This is a genomic window from Blastomonas sp. SL216 (assembly GCA_026625625.1).
In the GTDB taxonomy this organism is placed as follows: domain Bacteria; phylum Pseudomonadota; class Alphaproteobacteria; order Sphingomonadales; family Sphingomonadaceae; genus Blastomonas.
Window position 1 is genome coordinate 2626960 of sequence record CP113055.1, and the last position, 18377, is coordinate 2645336.

The 18377-nt window shown below is 64.1% G+C and carries 18 protein-coding genes; 4 read left to right on the top strand and 14 right to left on the bottom strand.

Going from position 1 to position 18377, the window contains the following annotated elements:
- Positions 1–79: 79 nt before the first annotated feature.
- Positions 80–2860, bottom strand: coding sequence for a TonB-dependent receptor (locus OU999_12360; GenBank protein ID WAC22540.1), 2781 nt, complete (start codon positions 2858–2860; stop codon positions 80–82).
- Between the two features lie 82 nt (positions 2861–2942).
- Positions 2943–3422, bottom strand: a complete 480-nt coding sequence (locus tag OU999_12365; protein ID WAC22541.1) for a hypothetical protein — start codon at positions 3420–3422, stop codon at positions 2943–2945.
- Here OU999_12365 and OU999_12370 point away from each other — a divergent pair.
- Positions 3391–5109, top strand: coding sequence for a DUF885 family protein (locus tag OU999_12370; GenBank protein WAC22542.1), 1719 nt, complete (start codon positions 3391–3393; stop codon positions 5107–5109). The genes OU999_12365 and OU999_12370 overlap by 32 nt on opposite strands.
- A gap of 123 nt (positions 5110–5232) precedes the next feature.
- Positions 5233–5682, top strand: a complete 450-nt coding sequence (locus OU999_12375; protein WAC22543.1) for a YaiI/YqxD family protein — start codon at positions 5233–5235, stop codon at positions 5680–5682.
- Here OU999_12375 and OU999_12380 read toward each other — a convergent pair.
- The 5 genes from OU999_12380 to OU999_12400 form a co-directional block, all read right to left on the bottom strand.
- The gene (locus OU999_12380) at positions 5679–8132 is read right to left on the bottom strand and encodes a zinc-dependent metalloprotease (protein ID WAC22544.1); all 2454 of its coding nucleotides are present in this window, start codon (positions 8130–8132) and stop codon (positions 5679–5681) included. The genes OU999_12375 and OU999_12380 overlap by 4 nt on opposite strands.
- 40 nt (positions 8133–8172) lie before the next feature.
- Entirely contained in the window at positions 8173–9723 is a 1551-nt protein-coding gene (locus OU999_12385) for a PepSY domain-containing protein (protein ID WAC22545.1), read from the bottom strand.
- A gap of 26 nt (positions 9724–9749) precedes the next feature.
- Entirely contained in the window at positions 9750–11900 is a 2151-nt protein-coding gene (locus tag OU999_12390; GenBank protein WAC22546.1) for a TonB-dependent receptor, read from the bottom strand.
- A 101-nt stretch (positions 11901–12001) separates the two neighbouring features.
- Positions 12002–12430 carry a hypothetical protein gene (locus OU999_12395; GenBank protein ID WAC22547.1) on the bottom strand — a complete coding sequence of 143 codons (429 nt, stop codon included), beginning with the start codon at positions 12428–12430 and terminating at the stop codon, positions 12002–12004.
- 62 nt (positions 12431–12492) lie between these two features.
- Complete coding sequence (locus tag OU999_12400; protein WAC22548.1) at positions 12493–12831, bottom strand: hypothetical protein; 339 nt, start codon at positions 12829–12831, stop codon at positions 12493–12495.
- A 187-nt stretch (positions 12832–13018) separates the two neighbouring features.
- Between OU999_12400 and OU999_12405 the strand changes: the two genes are divergently transcribed.
- Complete coding sequence (locus tag OU999_12405) at positions 13019–13516, top strand: DNA starvation/stationary phase protection protein (protein WAC22549.1); 498 nt, start codon at positions 13019–13021, stop codon at positions 13514–13516.
- Between the two features lie 196 nt (positions 13517–13712).
- Here the strand turns inward: OU999_12405 and OU999_12410 are convergent, their stop codons facing one another.
- Both OU999_12410 and OU999_12415 read right to left on the bottom strand, forming a co-directional pair.
- Complete coding sequence (locus tag OU999_12410) at positions 13713–13871, bottom strand: NepR family anti-sigma factor (GenBank protein ID WAC22550.1); 159 nt, start codon at positions 13869–13871, stop codon at positions 13713–13715.
- A gap of 167 nt (positions 13872–14038) precedes the next feature.
- Positions 14039–14701 carry a sigma-70 family RNA polymerase sigma factor gene (locus tag OU999_12415; GenBank protein ID WAC22551.1) on the bottom strand — a complete coding sequence of 221 codons (663 nt, stop codon included), beginning with the start codon at positions 14699–14701 and terminating at the stop codon, positions 14039–14041.
- Positions 14702–14931: 230 nt separating this feature from the next.
- On the opposite strand from OU999_12415, the gene OU999_12420 reads away from it, so the two are divergent.
- Positions 14932–15069 (top strand): entericidin A/B family lipoprotein, encoded by a 138-nt coding sequence (locus OU999_12420; protein WAC22552.1) that lies wholly within the window; start codon positions 14932–14934, stop codon positions 15067–15069.
- A gap of 77 nt (positions 15070–15146) precedes the next feature.
- On the opposite strand, the gene OU999_12425 is transcribed toward OU999_12420, so the two are convergent.
- From OU999_12425 to OU999_12445, 5 genes are all read right to left on the bottom strand, one after another.
- Positions 15147–15314, bottom strand: a complete 168-nt coding sequence (locus tag OU999_12425) for a DUF1328 domain-containing protein (protein WAC22553.1) — start codon at positions 15312–15314, stop codon at positions 15147–15149.
- Between the two features lie 86 nt (positions 15315–15400).
- On the bottom strand, positions 15401–16228 hold the full coding sequence (locus OU999_12430) for an NUDIX domain-containing protein (GenBank protein ID WAC22554.1): 828 nt from the start codon (positions 16226–16228) through the stop codon (positions 15401–15403).
- 61 nt (positions 16229–16289) lie between these two features.
- A complete protein-coding gene (locus OU999_12435; GenBank protein ID WAC22555.1) occupies positions 16290–16550 on the bottom strand; it encodes a hypothetical protein in 261 nt (86 codons plus the stop codon).
- Positions 16551–16666: 116 nt separating this feature from the next.
- Positions 16667–17083 (bottom strand): hypothetical protein, encoded by a 417-nt coding sequence (locus OU999_12440; protein WAC22556.1) that lies wholly within the window; start codon positions 17081–17083, stop codon positions 16667–16669.
- A 474-nt stretch (positions 17084–17557) separates the two neighbouring features.
- Entirely contained in the window at positions 17558–18355 is a 798-nt protein-coding gene (locus tag OU999_12445; protein WAC22557.1) for a helix-turn-helix transcriptional regulator, read from the bottom strand.
- Positions 18356–18377 lie beyond the last annotated feature (22 nt).

The window sequence follows — 18377 nt, forward strand, 5'->3', positions numbered from 1 at the left end:
CCCAGTCTGGATTTGCCGCCCAGGCGGGCGACCTTGTGGCCGCAGCGACACGATGCCGCTGCGGCCATTCCGTTAGCAATCAAAAGTTGGCGGTGAAGCCCACCGTGAAACGCCGTCCGATCGCGTCGAACGTCTCACGCTCGAACAGATAGAAGGGCGGGTCGCGATCGAGCAGATTGTCGATCGAGGCGAAGAACCGGAACTTCTCGGTCACGTTGAGATTGGCGCTGAGATCGAAATAATGGACGTCGCCCGTCTCGGGCCGCGCCAGCAGCGGACGCGGCGTGCCCGATGCGATCGCTCCGGCAATGCGACCATCCTTGGTCGATTGCAGGAAGCGGTGACGCAGCGAGATCTGGAAATTGTCCACATCCCAGGTCAGGCGCTGCGTGATCCGCCAGGTCGGGTTGGCCGTCGTGCAGCTGCCGCCGCCGATATAGCCGGCACAGTCGACAGGAGCGGCCACCGGGCTGCCCTGCGTGATCGCCTCGATCAGATAGCTGCCCGCAATGAAGTAATTGAGGCTGCTGCCTTCCCGCAGCTGGTAGCGATAGTCGAGACGGAAATCGACGCCCGAGGTTTCCAGCTTGGCGATATTGGCGTTGAGCAGCGGCACATCGATCAGCTGGCCGTCGGGCGTGCGATTGCGCAGCGGCTGGCAGAAGATGTTGGTCAGCGACAGATTGGCGTTGCACGCATTGATCACCGACTGCAGACCGCCGCCGAACGACCCGATCGCATCGTCGATCTTGATGTTGTAATAGTCGATCGTCAGCTGAAGGTTGGGGATGAAATCGGGGCGGATCACCGCGCCGACCGACCAGGTGTCCGACGTTTCTTCCTGCAGGTTCGGGTTGCCGCCAGTGACGGCGCGGATCTGCTGGTTTTCCTGCTGGAACACGTTGATGACGCTGGCCGGAACGCCCAGCGCGTTGACGCAGAAGTCGCGCTCTGCCGTGGTGCGGCCCGCATCGGCGTTACAGAAATCGAGCGCCTGGGGTGCGGTGTTGGTCGCGCCGGAGAACAGCTCGACCACGTTCGGTGCACGCACCGCACGCTGGTAGAGGCCGCGGAACTTCAGGCCACGGAACGGCGAATATTCGCCGCCGATCTTGTACGAATAGACCTTGCCGGCCGTCGAATAGTCAGAGAAGCGCGCACCGCCTTCGAACGCCAGCAGCTCGAAGCCCGGCGTGTCGGCGAGGATCGGCACATAGACTTCGCCGTACAGCTCGGCCACGTCGAACGAGCCGCCGGTGGGGCTGAGACCTGCCGAACGCGACAGCGCCTTGCCCTGGACATAAAGCTGGTCGGGATCGAACTGCGAGCTTTCCTTGCGATATTCCGCACCCACCGAGATGCCGACATCGCCCGCCGGCAGCGAGAACAGGGTGCCGGTGACACTCGCACCGATCTGCTTCTGCTTGAGGTTGGTGATGTTCGTCAGGTCAGTCGAGATATAGGCCAGCATCTCGGGCGTCAGCGATCCGAAGCCGAACGGATTGATGGTGACGCAGCGGGGATCGGCCACGGCGCAATCGAACGGATTGGCCGGGTTGGTGAGGAAGCTGTTGGCGAAATTGTCGATCAGAACGCCGCCGCCCTGCTTGTCGACAATCTTGTTCTCACCCTGGTTGTAGAAGATTTCCCAGTTGAGCCGGTCGGTCAGCGCACCCTTCAGCCCCAGCACGATGCGATAGAAATCGCGGGTCTGGTCGCTGGTCCGGTTGCCGCCATCGAGCAGGCGGCGGTTGATGTTGACCGGCACCAGATTGTTGCCGTCCTGGTCCAGGTTCACCCGCAGGAATTCGCGCAGGCTGGCATCCAGATAGGGGTTGCGCAGATCGAGCTGGAAGCCGGGGATGAAGCCCGAGCTGCTCATCGGTACCGCACCCAAGGTCGAGTTGATCTTGTTCTGGACGTACGAGCCTTCCCAGAACGCGGTGACCGAATCGTTGATGTCGTAATGCCCCAGCACCGACGCCTGCAAGCGCTTCATCGGCATCTGCAGGTTGGTGAAGACGCGGTCGTTGAAACCGTCCGAGGCGCGATAGGCGCGCCAGCCTTCGGGCGCGAAGAATATGCCGGCGGTGCCGATCGCGGTTCCCGAGCGGTCGCGCAGGCCGACCAGCTGCGGCGCGAAGATCGTGCCCTGCGGCGTCACGCCATTGCCGGCGGGGACCAGGGTCGGCTGGCCGTTGACGATGGCATCGGCCAGGAAGACGGTGGCATGATCGCGCCGCGCACCAACCAGCTGGGCACGGTCGAAATAGCTGCCGTGGAAGACGATATTGCCGCGACCATCGGCGAAATTGCCGCCTGCGGTGAATTCCAGATTGTAGCGCGCGGCATCGCCTTCATCGCTGATGCCATAGAAGCCGCCGACTTCGAAGCCTTCGAAATCGTCCTTCATCACGAAGTTGACGACACCGGCCATCGCGTCCGAACCGTACACGGCAGAAGCGCCGCCGGTCACGACTTCGACCCGCGCCACCAGCGAGGGCGGCAGCAGGTTCAAGTCGACCACGCCGTCCTGCGACGCGCCGACGATACGACGGCCATTCTGCAGCACCAGCGTGCGCACCGCGCCAAGACCGCGCAGGTTGACGGTCGCCGAAAGGTTGCCCGAGTTCGACTGCGCACCGGCACCGGCCACGGCCTGGGGCAGCGCGTTGAGCAGCTGCTCGCTCTCGACGGTGACGGAAAGCTTGATTTCCTCTTCGCCGATCACGTTGACCGGGCTGTTCGATTCGACATCGGGACGCGGGATGCGCGATCCGGTGACCACGATCGATTCGCCCGCCTCGCCTTCGGCCTGGTCCTGCGCGAACGCAGCGCCCGTCATTGCTGTGGTCAGCAACAGCGCAGATCCGCACTTTAACGCTGCCCGATGAATTCCAACCCGCTTCATAGCCATTTTTAGCACTCCCTGATTTGAACGCTCACCTGCGATCGCCCCGGACGCCGATTTTGCATCGGTCATTCCCGTGAACAGTTGCGTGATTTTGAGCATATTGGGCCGGCGCCGTCAATCGCCCGGAAAGAAAAATATGTTTCAGCCCGGGTTTGAACAATTTTCGGTTGGTGGCTCGCGCCCGGCAGATCGATGGCATCCAGCCCCGGTAAAATCTCCAAGATATTGTTAAAAGTGGCATTTTCTTCGACAAATGGCGATTGGCGGCGGCGTTTTGCGCGGCCCGGGCGCGCGCGGGCCAGCGTTGCGTCTGATCGATGCGACCGTTGCTTTCAGGGCACCAATTCCACGCTTGACGAGACCGCCAGACCGGCACAGTATATTCAAATTCACGCATTTTTCGTTTTAAATGAGATGTCTGCCGGGTGCCGAGGGTTGATGGCATGCCGCCGGCAAAGCTGGAAGGAGACGGCCCCATGCGGATGGTATCGCTTGCAACACTGGCCATGCTGATCGCGGCGCCCTGCGCGCCTGCCCTTGCCCAAGCGGCGCCTGCCGCGCCGATCGAACGCTCGGTCGGTCCGCCCCAGGGCAGCGCCGCCTATGCAGAGCTCGTCACCCTGTTCACCCAGTTCAACGAATGGAAATCGCCCAAGCCGGTCAACGGCATCGTCGACTACAGCCCCGCGACGGTCGCCCGCCGCCGCGCCGAGCTCGCTGCGTTTCAGGCAAAGCTTCCGGGCTTTGGCGTCGCTGGCTGGGACCGGCACCAGCAGGTCGATTATCTGGCGGTGCGCGCGCAGATGGACCTGCAGGATTTCACCCTCAACATCACCAAGCCCTGGGCGCGCGATCCCGGAATGTATGTCGATGAGCTGCAGCGGCTGGCCTATTCCGATCTTCCGCTCGATGGCGCGCAGCGCAGCGCTTTCCAGGCGCGGCTGAAGACCATCCCCGCCTATCTGCAACAGGCCCGGATCAATCTTGATTCGGTCGCTGCCGATTATGCCGATCTTGCCATCCACAGCCTGTCGAACGGTGACGGCGTGGGGCACGGCATGCCCTATCGTGCAGTCGAACCCGCCGGGCTGATCGGCTGGTTTGCCGATCTGCGCGCCCGTGCCGAGAGCCAGCAGCCCGAATTGCTGCCCGATATCGATGCCGCGCAACAGGCGATCGCGGGCTTTCGCGACTGGCTGGTGACCGAGCGGCCCGGCATGACCGCAGCGGCAGGTGTCGGCAAGCCCGCCTATGACTGGTTTCTGCACCATGTCCGGCTGATGCCCTATACGTCGGACGATATCGTCACCCTGGCCGAGCGCGAGCTGGAGCGGCACTGGGCCAATTACACCACCGAACGCCACCGCAACCGCAACCTGCCCGAGCTGCAGTTGCCCGGATCAGGCGAGGAATATGAGGCGCAGCTGGCCGGCACCGATGCCAAGATTCGCGCCTGGCTGAAGGATGAGGAGATCATCACGATTCCCGATTACATCCCCGGTACCTATCAGGAGGTCGGGTTCAACGCCCCCTGGGTGGTGCGCCCGAAGGGCCCGATGTTCTGGGAACAGGTGCAGTTCCGCGACGCCTCACCCGATCATCTGCATGCGACTTTCCCGGGCCATCGCTTTGACGGCATGACCGGCCAGCGCGTGACGCACCCCATCCGCCGCCATATCAGCGACAGCGGGCGCACCGAGGGATGGGGCTTCTATCTGGAGGAAGCCGCGCTGCAGCTGGGGCTGTTCGACGACCGCCCGCGCACCCGCGAGCTCATCTACATTTTCGGCCTGTTCCGCGCGGCGCGGACGATCGGCGATGTGAAGATGCAGCGCAACGAGATGACGGTCGGGCAGGCCATGGCCTTCTGGAAGGAATGGACGCCCTATCTCGACGACGATGTCGCGCGGGTGGATGCGGGCATCTATATCCGCCGCCCGCCCGGCTATGGCATGACCTATACGATCGGGGCGATGCAGCTGCAGAAGATGATGGTCGATCGCAAGCGCCAGCTGGGCGATGCGTTTTCGATCAGGGATTTCCACGATTATCTGATGAACACCGGCCGCCTGCCGGTGTCGCTGCTGCGTTACGACCTGACCGGGCATGATGATGAAATCGGCAAGCTGTGGCGCCATGTCCCGTTGGCCCAGGCGATGGCCGGGACCGGCAAGGGCACGCCATCCGGACAGTGAGCCTCCGGCAAGTCAGGCCAGGATCGGCAAGGCGCGGGCTTACAGCCGCGCGCCAATCGTGCATAAGCCCCGCCTGAATCGCGCGACCGCATCTGCGGTTCGCCACTGGCTGGGGTTTGCTGCATGATGATCTGGGTCGATGCCGATGCCTGTCCGGTCAAGGACGAGGTCTATCGCGTCGCGTTGCGGCACCAGGTGGCGGTGACCATCGTCAGCAACAGCCCGATCCGGGTACCGGCGCATCCGCTGATCGCACGCACGGTGGTCAGCGATGGCTTCGATGCCGCCGATGACTGGATTGCCGAGCGCGCCGACACGGCATCGGTGGTCATCACCGCCGATATCCTGCTGGCCGATCGTTGCCTCAAACAGGGTGCAACCGTCATCGGGCCCAATGGCAAGCCGTTCACCTCCAGCTCGATCGGCAGCGCGATTGCCAAGCGCGCGATCATGGCCGACCTGCGCGCAGGCGGCGACAGCATCGGCGGCCCGCCGCCGTTCGGCAAGGCAGACCGCTCGCGCTTCCTGCAATCGCTCGACGAGGCGCTGGTGCGCCTGAAGCGCCGGGGTTAATCCTCGCCGCTGCCGATCGGCATGCCGGGCGGGATCGGTACCTCGGCCTGGTCGCTGGCCAGCATCGCTTTCAGCGCATCGCGATCCTTGAGCAGCCGCGCTGTCGAGAGCGCCCAGGCGCGATCCGCAGGGTCGGCAAAGCGCCGGTTGTCCTGCGCTTGCGCCCAGTCGTGCAGCGCCTGATCGATCCGGGTCGATGCCTCGACGCCCGATCCGGGCGCTGCCGCCGCCTTGGCGAGCGACAGGATGATCCGCGTTCCCAATGCCCGGCGCACCGCCGCCAGCCGCGTGTCGCGTACCGGCGCATCGACAAGCGCGAGCAGCCGCTGCGTCACAGTCTGCGCGCCAGGGCTGGCGGGATCGGCGCGGTGCTGATCGGCCATGCGCGCCAGCCTTTCGGGCGCGAGCAGCGCGTTCAGCGTCTGCTGCGCGGCCACCTGCGCTGCGGCCAGCGGATCGAACGCGGCCGCGCCCGCCATCGGCATGATCTCGATCTCGGTCTGACGGTCGCTGTCGCCTGAAAACCCGGCGGACAGCTGCGGCACCAAAGCGGGCGGCACATCGAGCGCCGCCGGTGCCAGCGTTGCCAGCAGCGATTCCAGCGCGCGCAGCTGATCGGCGGGCGGCACAGGCGCACCCTGGGGCGCGGCGCTGCTGCCCACGGCATAGACCGATCCGAGCCCTCCGAGCAGCTTGGCCGCCGCCTCGACCTGATAGCGGTGCACCAGCCAGATCGGCACGAACTTGCGGCGGAGGGCCGCAACCGGCTCGTCCGGGGCGAGCGCCGCCGGGCCGAAGCGCGAAACCGCAGCGGCGCGGACCTGCATCATCCGGTCAAGCTCTGCCACCGGATCGGCACCGTCATCCCACAGGCTGCCCCAGGGCTGGCTGGCCGAAACGCTGCGTGCATTCTCGTCCGACACGAAACGCAGCCCCTCGCGCTCGGCAGCTTCGGCCTTGGCGCGCGCGGCGGCATCGGGATTGCCGCTGACCGGATCGCCATAAAGCCAGTCTATCGCATGGACATCCCAGCGGCCCATGCCCACGCCATAGGCATCGCTGAGATCGGGAGCCCCGTCCTTCAGCCCGATACGCGGCGCGGGATAATCCATGACCGAGGCGCGGTCTTGCGTGCTGCCGGCAAAATTGTGCAGCAGTCCCAGAGCATGGCCAACCTCGTGCGCCGAGAGCTGCCGGATGCGCGCCAGAGCCACCTCGGCGGGATCATTGGGGCCGCCCTTGCCGGTCTTGTCCGCGCCGACCAGCCCTTCATAGATCAATATGTCCTGCCGCACGCGCAGCGAGCCGAGCAGCACCGTGCCCTTCAGGATCTCGCCGGTGCGCGGGTCGGTGACGGCATAGCCATAGGACCAGCCGCGCGTCGCCCGGTTCACCCAGTTGACGACATTATAGCGGATATCGAGCGGATCGGCGTCCTCCGGCAGGATCTCGACGCGATAGGCATCGATATAGCCCGCCGCCTCGAACGCCTGCTTCCACCAGGATGCGCCTTCGAGCAGCGCGGTGCGGATCGGCTCGGGCGCGGCATTGTCGATATAGAAAACGATCGGCTTGCGCACCCGCGAGCGCGGCGCATTCGGGTCCAGCCGCTCGAGCCGGAAGCGGTTGGCGAGATTCTGCACGATCTGTCCGCCCAGGGGCGCGGAGAAATCGAGGATCTGGGTCGCGAAACTTCCGCCGCGCGGATCGAAGCTGCGTGGGACATAACCGCTTTCGGGCAAGGCGATCAGGCTGTGACGGACGACCAGAGTCACCTGGCGGCTGTCGGGCGCGATGTTGCGCACTTCGGGCCCCGGCGTGTCGCTGGCATAGGTCTGGCGTGCCTCGAACTCCAGGTTCATCGGAAACGCGCGTACGGCATTGGGGTCTGCCGCGCTCAGGCCATCGACCAGCCGCCAGCCCTTTTCGCCGCTGGAGTTGAGCTGCGCGGTGATGTTGCGCGTGTCGCGCGCCAGAAACGGCGCAATGTCGACCAGCAAGCGCCCGTCGGGCGCGTCGATCGCCTCGCCCATCCACAGCAGCGAGGTGGCAAAGGCATTGGCGGCAGCCGCCTGTTCCGCCGGGGTGCCGCTGCTGGCGCGAAAGCGGGGATTTTCCAGCTCGAACGCAACCTTCTTGCCCATGCGGCGGACGAGCAGGATCTGCGCCGGGCCGGGCTGCGCACGATCCAGCCCGATCGGCGCAGAGCCCAATCCGGTGCGCAATGCGGTCGCATAGAGCATCCGCGTCACCACGCCATCGGCTGCCGCAGCCGGCAGCGACAGCAGGATGCGCCCGCTTTTGCGGTCGACATGCACCGGATAAAGGCCGTCCAGTTTTTCCGTGCCCGCAAGGGGGCTGGTGGCGGAAGCCGCCGGCGGCGCGGCCTCTGCTGCCAGCGGAACGGTAAGGGCGGCAAGGCCCAGGGCAAGTGCAAGCGAACGGTTCATTGGACCCCCAGTCTTTTCAGCAGACTAGGGGCCAATGTCATCAGCGGGCAAGCGGCTTTTGGTTTCTCCTGCGCCGCCGGTCGAGCCACAGCCCGATGCCGGCCATGAAGCCCATCAGCAGCAGCATGAAGGTTCCGACCACCGCATTCAGCCCGACCTTGCCGATGGGGAACAGGAAGTTCCATTTGTGGATGAAGCTGAAGATATAGCGTTCGGGCTTCTGCCAGTTTTCCGTCCGGTCGGCGAGCACGCCGGTGGTGGTATCGACGAACAGGGTCGCATTGACCGGCGCGCCATAATCGATGCGCCAGACGGGAAGCCGCTTGTTGCGGAAATCGTAATCCGGGCCGAAGCGGGTGACGATTTCCATGTTCCTGATCGCGCTGTCCGGTGCGCCGCTGAACCGTCTGCCCAGCGCCCTGGCCAGGGCCTTGTCGCCATCGGCCCAGGGCTTGCCGGTCGCGGCATCGATATAGAGCGCGGGGCCGGTCGGACTGACACCTTCAAATCGGGCGTTGCGGATTGCGGTGTCGCCCATCGGCATAGTGTGCCCCTGATGCGCGCTGTGATCGTGCTCGCCCTTGGGCGCGCCTGCGCCCGGCTGGGCGAGACCCAGGCGATAGAGCGCGCGGCCATCGGGCCCCTCGACCAGCGACAGCGCGTTGACATCAAGGCCCCTGGCGATCTCGGCCCAATCGCGCTCGACCGGATAGCGGGCGTTGGCGACATTGATCGAAGGCGAAAGCCGCAGCTGGCTGGTCGGCGCCTCCAGCGCGGCCTGCACCAGATGGATGATGCCACTGACCGAGAACATCAGCAGCGGCAGCGCGAGCACATAGCCCATCACCCGGTGCCAGCCTTTCGACCCCGGCAGCCGCTTGCCGCGCCGGATCGCAACGAGCAGCAAGATGCCGGTCACCGCCAGCGCCGCGAGGCTGCCGACCATCGCCGTGATGACGATGACGCGCAGCCAGTTGAGTTCCTCGGGCACCCATTCCCAGCTGTGCAGGAAACGGAACACCGTCTGCAACCGGGTCTTGGTGAGATTGTTCACCGCCGCCAGACTGCTGGTTTCGGTATGGACATAGGCGGTCAGCCGATCATCGCCGGCAAATCGGATGCGCCAGACGGGCAGCAGCCGGTTGACCCAGGGGTAATCGGCATCGAACGCCCTTTGCTGGACGATTTCGGCGACCGGGCGCTGCTCCTTGAGGAAATGCCGGGCGATGAACTCGGCCTGGCGGGCATCTTCGTTCGCCAGTTCAGCGCCGGTATCCAGCCGGAAATAGCGGCGCGGGGCTTGGGGTGTCTCAGTCACCTGCAGCAGGTTCCGGTCCTTGCCGACCACGACCTTGACCGCGCGCGCCTTGCTGATCCCGGCACGGGCGAGCACCTGCTCCACCGGCGCGGCACCGGCCATGTCGACCGGGCGCTTCGGCGGCATGAACTCCAGCTGCTGCGGGCCGAACAGCACCATGGCGATATGCGCCATGCCCGAAAGCCCCCAGATAAACAGGCTGATGCCGCCGATCAGCGCCAGCCATTGGTGCTTGCTCATCGACCAGCGGGCGAGCTTGGGACGGTTTGCCATGATGCTGTTCTCCCTTTCCGTTTCGCTCAGAAGCGGGCCTGGATGCCGCCGTAGATCGCGCGGCCGACACCCGGGGTGTAGATCGCAGCGCGTTCCAGCGACTGGTTGGCGTTGGTTGCGACGTTCGAGATGAACACAGTGTCGAACAGGTTCTCGACCGATCCGAACAGCCGCACGCCGGGGATCACATCGACGCCCGCGGTGATGCCGACCAGTTCATAGCCAGGGGCCCGCTCGGTATTGGCAAAGTCTGCCCAGGGGCCGTCGAACACCCAGCGGAGGTTCGCCGAGACATACCAGCTGTCCTTCTGCTCGAACCGTGCTTCGGACACGAAAATGTGCCGCGGCACCCCGGCCAGCTGGTTGTCGCCATAGGTCAGGTCGCCATCGAAACGGAAATCGTTGAACGTATAGGCCCCGCGCAGCGTGAACGCCTGACCGCGCGCCGCCAGCACTTCGCGCGCGACATAGACGTCGAGCCCCAGTTCGATGCCCTGATGGATCGTCTTGTCGGCATTGGCGGTGAACGAGACAAAGCCGTTCGCGCCCGGCAACCCGAAGTCGAGAAACTCGTTCTCCACCTCGCTGCGATAGAGCGAGACATCCCAGGCGACGAAATCAGCCTGGCCTCGACTGCCGATCTCGAAGGTCGTCGCGCGCTGTGCCTTGAGCGGCGCAAAGGGCCGCGCGCCGCCCGAGGTCAGGTCGGCAAGGCTGGGCGGTTCGAAGCTGCGGTTGATATTGCCATAAAGCTGCGCATTGTCCGCCAGCTGGTAGAGCAGGCCGAAACGCGGGCTGAACTGGTCATATTCGCCGCGACCGGAAATCTCGGCCAGCACCGCATCGACATCGCGCACCACCTTGACATACTGGCCGCCGACAATCGCGGTGAAGCGGCTGGAAAGGCCGAGATCGAGCTGACCGAAGGCGGTGAGGTTGGTCGAATTCTGTTCGGATTCGCTGGTCAACCCGGCGCGCTGCCCAGCCACATTGCGGTGACGGCGGGCGCGGTTGTCGGCCGTGGCGAAGCTGCCGCCCAGCGTCCAGCGGCTGACCGCATCGCCCAGCAACGTGAATTCGCCCAGTCCGCGCAGCGAGACGCCGAATTCATCCTCCTTCTGATCGATGATGCCGGCAAAGCGGGTGATCGCATGGTCAAGCGTGCGCCGGGCATACCAGCCGCCGATTTCCACCGTGCTGCTGCCCATACTGATCACAGTGAGGTTGGACAGGCGCAGCACATCCAGATTGCGGTCCCAGTCGTCGGCGACCGGGCCGGGATCGAGCACCGTCACCGGGCCGCCGGGTCGGAACGGACCCACCGTGACCGGGCGCCCCGCCGCACGGGGATTGGCGAGCGCATCGGCGAGGCGCAGCGATCCGTTCAGCTCGAAATTGTCGCTGAGCGCGGTGACATAGAAGCGCGTTTCGACATTGTCGCCCAGCTTGAAGCCGATATTGCCATGGCCATAAAGGCTGCGCACATCGCTATGCTCGCGAAAGCCGTCGTCACGCAGACCGGTCAGGCCGATATAATAATCGGTGTTGCCCGACACGCCCGAGGCGCTGAGATTGCCGCGCAGCGTGTTGAAGCTGCCGCCCTCGATCCGGCCCGAAAAGCGCGAATGCGCGGTGCGTCCTGTCGGCGAGACAATATTGACCGCGCCGCCCAGCGACGCTGCGCCGAATTGCAGGCCGTTAGCGCCCTTGAACACTTCCAGATAGCGGATGGTGAGCGGGTCGATCTCCTGGAATTCGGTCGCGCCGCTCGCGCGGCTGATCGGCACACCATCACGAAGCACGGTGAGCCCGCGCCGCTCGAAGCCCGAATTGAGGCCCGAACCACGGATCGAGATGCGCGATTCACGCTGCGCGCTGGTATCCGCGAACACTCCGGGGGTGAAGATCAGCACATCGCCAATGCTCTGCGCAAAATCCTCGGCGAACACGGTGTCTTCGACCAGGCCGACGCCGCCCGGCACCTGTTCGAGCCGCTGGCGCGCCTCTTCGACGCTGGGTGAAGTGGGGGTGCCGGCGGTGCTGGCGGTCACGACGATGACGGGATCGGTGCGCTGGCCGACACCCTGAGCGAAAGCGGGGGTGACAAGCATGGGGGAGGCACAGGCGAAAGTGGCCCCGCCCAGCAGGGCGGCGCGCAGAAATGCGGTATTCTTCATGGGTATCAGTCCCTGAACACGGGATTCACAGGTACGCGGCACGCCGGTGGCCCACGCACCCTCAAGGGCACGCGGTGGCGGGCTGCGAAAGCGTCAATGGTTCAGAGAAAGCTGGGTGGTCCGGTGGCAGGCGGGGTGGCGGCGTGATGCCGCGCGCGCAACAGCTGATGGTGCAGCGCAGGCGGCACCTCAGTGGTCGTCATCATCTCGGGCACGACGATCGCATCGACTGGAACGGCGAGCAGGCCCAAGCCGGCAAAGGCGCAGGGCGGCATCGGATTGTCCGCATCATCGCCTGAATCGTCTGGCTGCTGGCCAGCCTTTGCTGCCGCCAGCCTGGCATAATCCTGGTAGCGCGGATCATCGCGCGAGATGGTGGTCGCCTTGTTGCCGAGGCCCGAGCACAGCTCGATGGTCAGTCCGTCCGGCCCGAAATGCGGCATGAACCCGCGCGGCGCGAGCGCGCCGAACAGCATTGCCAGCAGCAGAACCGGCAGCGCGCGTCGGGTCAGGTTACGAAAGTGCCCCATCGGTGCGGCGGGTAGAACCGATCACCGCACGGATCAACCCTCAAACCGCAGCGCCGATCCGGTCAGGATGCGAAGTTGCGCGCGGCGGGCCGACGTGCGGGCGTGCGATTGCCGCTCAAGCTGCCCCGCAGCCGTGCCCAGAAGGTCGGCCTCGGCTCTTCCGGCAGCGTCTGGCCGGTAACCTTGAGCAGGTAGCGCGCCAGCAGCAATGCCTGGTTGCGCGTCATCACGATATCGCGCTGTTCGATGACATCATTGTCGAGCGCGATGCGCGATCGTGCGCATTCGATCCTGAGATCGATGCCGTTCGGCATGTCCAGATGCGTCCAGCCGACCAGCGCCGTGGGCGTCTGATCGATGGATTTCTGTTTAACGGCAGACGGTTGCAGTTCGTCGTTCATGGCCCCACTCCTTGGGGGATTAGCCGACATTTGTAACCTTCTGTCAAGAGTCTCCCCAAAACGGTGCTTGGTGCGACGGGAAACCGGCATGCTGCGGGAACCGGTAGCAGGGCTGCACGTAAGCACGGTGGCAGGCCCTGCCATTCCGCAAGGCCCCCTTTCCCGTACCAAAACAGGAGGAATTGACATGGCCACTGCAGCCAAGACCACCAAATCCGAAAATGTCGATACCGGCATCGAACCCAAGGATCGCAAGGAAGTCGCCAAGGCGCTCCAGCACGCCCTGGCCGATACCTATTCGCTCTATCTGAAGACGCTGGGCGTTCACTGGAACATCGTCGGCCCGTCGTTCTACAGCGTGCACAAGCTGACCGAAGAGCAGTATGAAGATCTGCACGCTGCTGCCGACGTGATCGCAGAGCGCATCCGTGCGCTGGGCGAAATCGCTCCGGCATCGTTCGGCGACTATACCAAGCTGTCGGTCGTCGATTCGAGCGAAACGCCGCGTCAGGCCGATGCGATGATCAAGGGCCTGATCACCGACAACGAAGCCATTGCCAAGCGCATGCGCGAATTTGTCGAAGTGGCCGAAGATGCTGACGACGTGTTCACTGCCGATCTGCTGACCGCACGCATCGGCAAGCACGAAGAAAATGCCTGGATGCTGCGTGCCCTGATCAGCTGATCACCGCGCATTCCATCCGGACCGAAAAGGCCGCGATCCAGGACGGGTCGCGGCCTTTTTCTTGCCCTGCGCTGCCAGGTGCCGAGGCGATCGAGCGGAGATTTGCCCTCAGGCGACACGACCCAGCGCAGCAAAAAACCCGCCCGGACATGGTCCGGACGGGCTTGGGAATTGTTATCGGAGAGCAAACCGGCGTCTAGCGGCGCTCGGGTCCGGCAATCTTGTCGAGTTCACTCAGCAGGGCATCGAACTGGTCGGGCAGCGGGCTGTCGGCGACGCCGTCATAGACTTCGCGCAAACTGCGGCCGATGCGCGCCTGGCGCATGACGACGGGATCGAAACATGAAGTACGCATGGCACTGGCCTCCAGACGATCTAGGGAACTGGCACCGCGCACTGTCTACACTTCCCGTCCAGCCTTAGGCTGCTGTCAAGATTGCGGGGCACAGACCGCCCCTGGGTTGAACATGACCGCGACCTTCAAAGGGCCGACGGTTCCCGGCCATATGCCGGATAGCTATTTCAGGCCGCGAGCGCGGTAACGCCCTCGCTCAGCCGGTCGAGCGTACCCAGAATGTCGCTCATCGCCTCATCGGCCGAATTGCGCTGACGACGCGTACCGATGGGTGAATCGCCGTCGAGCATGGCGACCAGCGCCGCACGGGCGCGCGACACGCGGCTCTTCATCGTACCGACCGCGCAATCGCAGATTTCCGCAGCTTCCTCGTAGGAAAAGCCGCCAGCGCCGACGAGGATGATCGCCTCACGCTGATCCGCGCCCAGCTGCATCAGCGCCATGCGCACATCTTCCAGGTGGAGCGGCGCCTGCTGGTCGGCATTGGCCGTCAGCGTGCGCTCGGCAACGCCCTCATCATAAGGCGCGGTAAACTTGTTGCGGCGCATCTGCGAGATATAGCAGTTGCGCAGGATCACGAAGGTCCAGGCGCGCATCGAGGTATCCGGACGGAAACGCGCACGCGCGGCCCATGCCTTCAGCATGGTATCCTGAACCAGATCATCGGCGACATCCATCTTGCCGCACAGGCTGTACGCAAAGGCACGCAGATGCGGGATGGTCGCAGCAAGCCGCTGCTTGAACGTTGCATCATCCAGCGGCACCACGGCCTCTTCGTCCCGCGCATCGGCGGCATTCGCTTCGGTCGACTGGTCCTGAATGATCGTCATAACTTCGCCTCTCTTAAGCTGCCCCCAAAGCAGCATGGATTGGTCCTCACCCGGCTCTGCAACCCGGGTCCTCACAACCCGTCGGCTCGCAGTGCCATGATCCAACAACCCCCCGCTACCGGGATGGTTCCAAGCGATTTGTCGGCAACCTGTATCCCAGCTTCGCGTTAATGGCCGGGCCAACCCCCAGAACATCAACAACAAGCCATTGAAGAAGAAGGATGATCCCCATGAACCGTAGCGCCTCTCTCCGTATCGTGATCGCCGCCGGCCTGGTCGCGTCGCTGCTTTCTGCCTGCAACACCGTCAAGGGTGCCGGCCGCGACGTCGAATCGGTTGGCCGTGCCGCCGAACGCGCCATCGACTGATCGCCTCGATCCATCGCGCAAAGAAAAAGGCCCGGATCGCTCCGGGCCTTTTTTGTAATCGGCTGAATGATGCACTATTACGCGCGGCCGCGCACCAGATGCATCACCAGGCTGGCCACGAGGAACAGCAGGAAAAGGAAGAAAAGGATCTTGGCAATACCTGCCGAAGCTCCGGCGATACCGCCAAAGCCCAGCACGCCTGCGACGATCGCGACGATCAGAAAGATAAGGGCATAACGCAACATGGTTCATCTCCGATTGGGATGAACCGGTTACGAAGCCATGGGCGATGCGGTTCCCTGGACGCCGTGAATTTAGCTTCCCGGCCCGATCAGCGGCGCAGCGCAGAACCCATCGGTTCGCTGGTCACCGGATAGCCCATGCCCTCGGGAATGCACAAGAACGGCTTGCCGTCGCGCTCTTCGATGAACGGCATGATCATCTGCGGCGGATAGTGCGTGGCATGCTCCACCGCATCGGCATGGCAGCCCAGCTGTGCCAGGCGTTCCATGTTGCGCCGGGTGGGGAAGATCAGCTTGACCTTGCCTTCATCCGCCATGGCCAGGGCATCGGATGCAGAGGCCCAGAACAGATGCCGGTTCTCGGTCGCATCGACCTCGACGATATGATCATGCCCGTCATAGCGCGCGATATAGAAGCGCGTGTCGAACACCCGCCCCTCGTTGAACGGCGGCCGCCAGCGCGTGAACGGGGTCAGCGCCGAAAGATCGAACTGCCATTGAGCCTCGCGGCACAGCGCAGAAAACACGCTGCCTGCATTCATCGCCGCCCTGGCTGCAGCCAGCGCCTCACGCTCGGGCGGAACGACAAAACCGATGCCAAGCCCGGTTTCCTCGATCGTCTCGCGAATGGCGGCGATGCGGGCGGCGGCATCATCCGGGTCCAGCTGATGATCGATGCTGGCGGCAATCGCATGGTCATCGGGATCGACCCGGCCCCCGGGAAACACCACCGCGCCGCCTGCAAACACCATTTGCGACGATCGCTCGACCATCAGCAGCTCGGGCGCGCCGCCTTCGGGGCAATCGCGGAAGATGACGATGGTGGCGGCGGGCGTGGCAGCGATCAGCGGTTCGCCGGTGCGCGGATCGACGGTCTGGATATGCGGGTCAGCGGTCTGCGGTTCGGGATCGGCCATGCACCCGTCATTGCCTATCGCGCGCAGACTGCCAAGCGCGAAAAATGCCAGCGCCGCCGGGTCAGTGGCGCAGGATCCGCTCGGCGATCCGGTCCGGCTCGATGCGATACAGCCGCTGCGCCGCTTCGCGCGCCAGCGATCCGTAGCGATCGGGCAGGTCGGCTGCGCTGCTGACTAGCTCCGCCTCGCGCTCGCATTCATCGACCAGCATGTCGAGCAGGCCGATCAGCTTTTCGCGTTCGGGCGAAGACAAGGCCGGCGACATCTGCGTGGGCGCGCGCCCGAAAAGGCTGAGCCCCTTTTGCGCCAATATGCCGATCATTGCTGCGTCTCCTTTTTTGCTTGCGATGCGATGAAGGGGATAACGGCAGCGGCGAGAGCCGGTTTAGGATTTTGATAACCATGATTCCCGGCGGGCCATCCACTCATTGCCGCAGATCATTCCGGCAGCTTCATGCCGTGAATGTAGAGCAGCATGATGCCCACGGCCTGCTGCATTTCGGTCCAATGGGATGGAGCGCAAGGCATGGCCTGGCCAAAAGCCGAGTTGGTAATGGCTATGGCGAGAAACTGGTTTAGCCTTTCCATCAGCAAGACCCGCTCACCAGGCGTAAGGGGTGGCAGGCAGATGCTGTCTGACCCGGCCCACATCACCAGCTTCTGGTCGAGCCGTTCTGCAAATAGATCGTCAAAGGGTACCTTGATCAGGTTTTCCCGGTTCAAGTCTCCGATCTGGTCATAAAAGGGCCAGATCAAGGTGCACAGCCGATAGCCACTGCACTTCGGGGGATCGATCCAAATCCCCGCATCGCTATCCAGCCAGTCCAGGTAATCGAGAAAGGCATCGACAGTCATTCTACCCCCACAGATTTGCAATCGATTGCAGAAGGAGGCGCTCTCTAGAACCATGCTGACGAAATGCAAGCAGAGAAGTCGATGACCGGCAGACCAGATGTAGCAGGACACTGGCTGGGCTGGCCTTGTAAACTGTATACTAGTACTGCCAAGTGGATCCAATATTATTCCAATAGGCTGCAGAGAGCCCGTATTTCGGGATATGTGCGGGAGAATTGGTTGGCGTGCCGTGCAGCACTGGGCGCAGTTTGCGCACCGCACCGGCTTGAATGATGAACCGCCAGACCGGTCTTGTGTCGAAAGTTTTTACAAATCAGCTGGAGCGTAGGGATGCGTTAACCATAGAGCCCTATGTAAAAGCTCGTAATTCCGCTGATGGCACGGCGCGTGCAACGTCGCACGTACAGTCATCTTCACTTCAGGCAGGGCGGCTCGCTAGTCAGGTCTCGCAGCCGCCCTGCCATCCCCTTCCCCTCAATGTTCCGCCAGCGACCGCAGCACCTGCATGGTGTGTGCGTCAGCCGGGAAGAATGTCTCCAGCGCCAGCTCGGACAGGGTGATATCGCGCGGCGTCCCGAAAATCGTCACCGTGGTCATGAACGACAGCCTGCCTGCCACCGTATCGATCGTCAGCGGCAGCGCGATCGGCGCGCGGCCCGGCGGCGCATTGTCATTCGCCGACCCGGGATAGCCGGCCAGCTCATCGCGCAGCTCGGCCAGCCCCGAATCGGCGGTCAGCTCGATATCGCGATCGAGCCGGTGAAGGATGTAGCTGCGCCATTGTTCATAGTTGACGATCTGCGGGGCAAGGCCATCGGGGTGCAGCGCCAGCCGCAGCACGTTGACCGGCGGTACCAGCAGGTGCGGCGCGATCTGCTCGGTCAGCAAGGCGAGCGCGCCATTGGCGGCGACCATGTTCCAGTGCCGGTCCACCGCCAGTGCCGGAAACGGCTCATGCGCCTTGAGCAGATGCTCGACCGCCGCAAGCGCCTCGGCCATTTCCGGCGCGGACAGGCCCGTCTCCTCGAACTCGGGGGCGAGCCCGGCCGCGAGCAGGATCTGGTTGCGCGCACGCAGCGGGATGTCGAGATAATCGGCCAGGCGGATGATCAGCTCGCGGCTCGGCTGTGCACGGCCGGTTTCGACAAAGCTCAGATGCCGGGTCGACATTTCCACCTCCAGCGCCAGTTGCAGCTGGCTGAGACGGCGGCGTTCGCGCCATTGGCGCAGTTGCTGCCCGGCGGGCTCCTGGGTGCGGCTATCGTGCTTCATGCGTGCAAGGCTAGCCGAGCGC

Excerpts from the sequence above, each read along its gene's own strand:
- OU999_12370 (WAC22542.1), top strand. The coding sequence starts at position 3,391 with ATGCGGATGGTATCGCTTGCAACACTGGCCATGCTGATCGCGGCGCCC.
- OU999_12365 (WAC22541.1), bottom strand. The coding sequence starts at position 3,422 with ATGGCCAGTGTTGCAAGCGATACCATCCGCATGGGGCCGTCTCCTTCC.
- OU999_12375 (WAC22543.1), top strand. The coding sequence starts at position 5,233 with ATGATGATCTGGGTCGATGCCGATGCCTGTCCGGTCAAGGACGAGGTC.
- OU999_12380 (WAC22544.1), bottom strand. The coding sequence starts at position 8,132 with ATGAACCGTTCGCTTGCACTTGCCCTGGGCCTTGCCGCCCTTACCGTT.
- OU999_12385 (WAC22545.1), bottom strand. The coding sequence starts at position 9,723 with ATGGCAAACCGTCCCAAGCTCGCCCGCTGGTCGATGAGCAAGCACCAA.
- OU999_12390 (WAC22546.1), bottom strand. The coding sequence starts at position 11,900 with ATGAAGAATACCGCATTTCTGCGCGCCGCCCTGCTGGGCGGGGCCACT.
- OU999_12395 (WAC22547.1), bottom strand. The coding sequence starts at position 12,430 with ATGGGGCACTTTCGTAACCTGACCCGACGCGCGCTGCCGGTTCTGCTG.
- OU999_12400 (WAC22548.1), bottom strand. The coding sequence starts at position 12,831 with ATGAACGACGAACTGCAACCGTCTGCCGTTAAACAGAAATCCATCGAT.
- OU999_12405 (WAC22549.1), top strand. The coding sequence starts at position 13,019 with ATGGCCACTGCAGCCAAGACCACCAAATCCGAAAATGTCGATACCGGC.
- OU999_12410 (WAC22550.1), bottom strand. The coding sequence starts at position 13,871 with ATGCGTACTTCATGTTTCGATCCCGTCGTCATGCGCCAGGCGCGCATC.
- OU999_12415 (WAC22551.1), bottom strand. The coding sequence starts at position 14,701 with ATGACGATCATTCAGGACCAGTCGACCGAAGCGAATGCCGCCGATGCG.
- OU999_12420 (WAC22552.1), top strand. The coding sequence starts at position 14,932 with ATGAACCGTAGCGCCTCTCTCCGTATCGTGATCGCCGCCGGCCTGGTC.
- OU999_12425 (WAC22553.1), bottom strand. The coding sequence starts at position 15,314 with ATGTTGCGTTATGCCCTTATCTTTCTGATCGTCGCGATCGTCGCAGGC.
- OU999_12430 (WAC22554.1), bottom strand. The coding sequence starts at position 16,228 with ATGGCCGATCCCGAACCGCAGACCGCTGACCCGCATATCCAGACCGTC.
- OU999_12435 (WAC22555.1), bottom strand. The coding sequence starts at position 16,550 with ATGATCGGCATATTGGCGCAAAAGGGGCTCAGCCTTTTCGGGCGCGCG.
- OU999_12440 (WAC22556.1), bottom strand. The coding sequence starts at position 17,083 with ATGACTGTCGATGCCTTTCTCGATTACCTGGACTGGCTGGATAGCGAT.
- OU999_12445 (WAC22557.1), bottom strand. The coding sequence starts at position 18,355 with ATGAAGCACGATAGCCGCACCCAGGAGCCCGCCGGGCAGCAACTGCGC.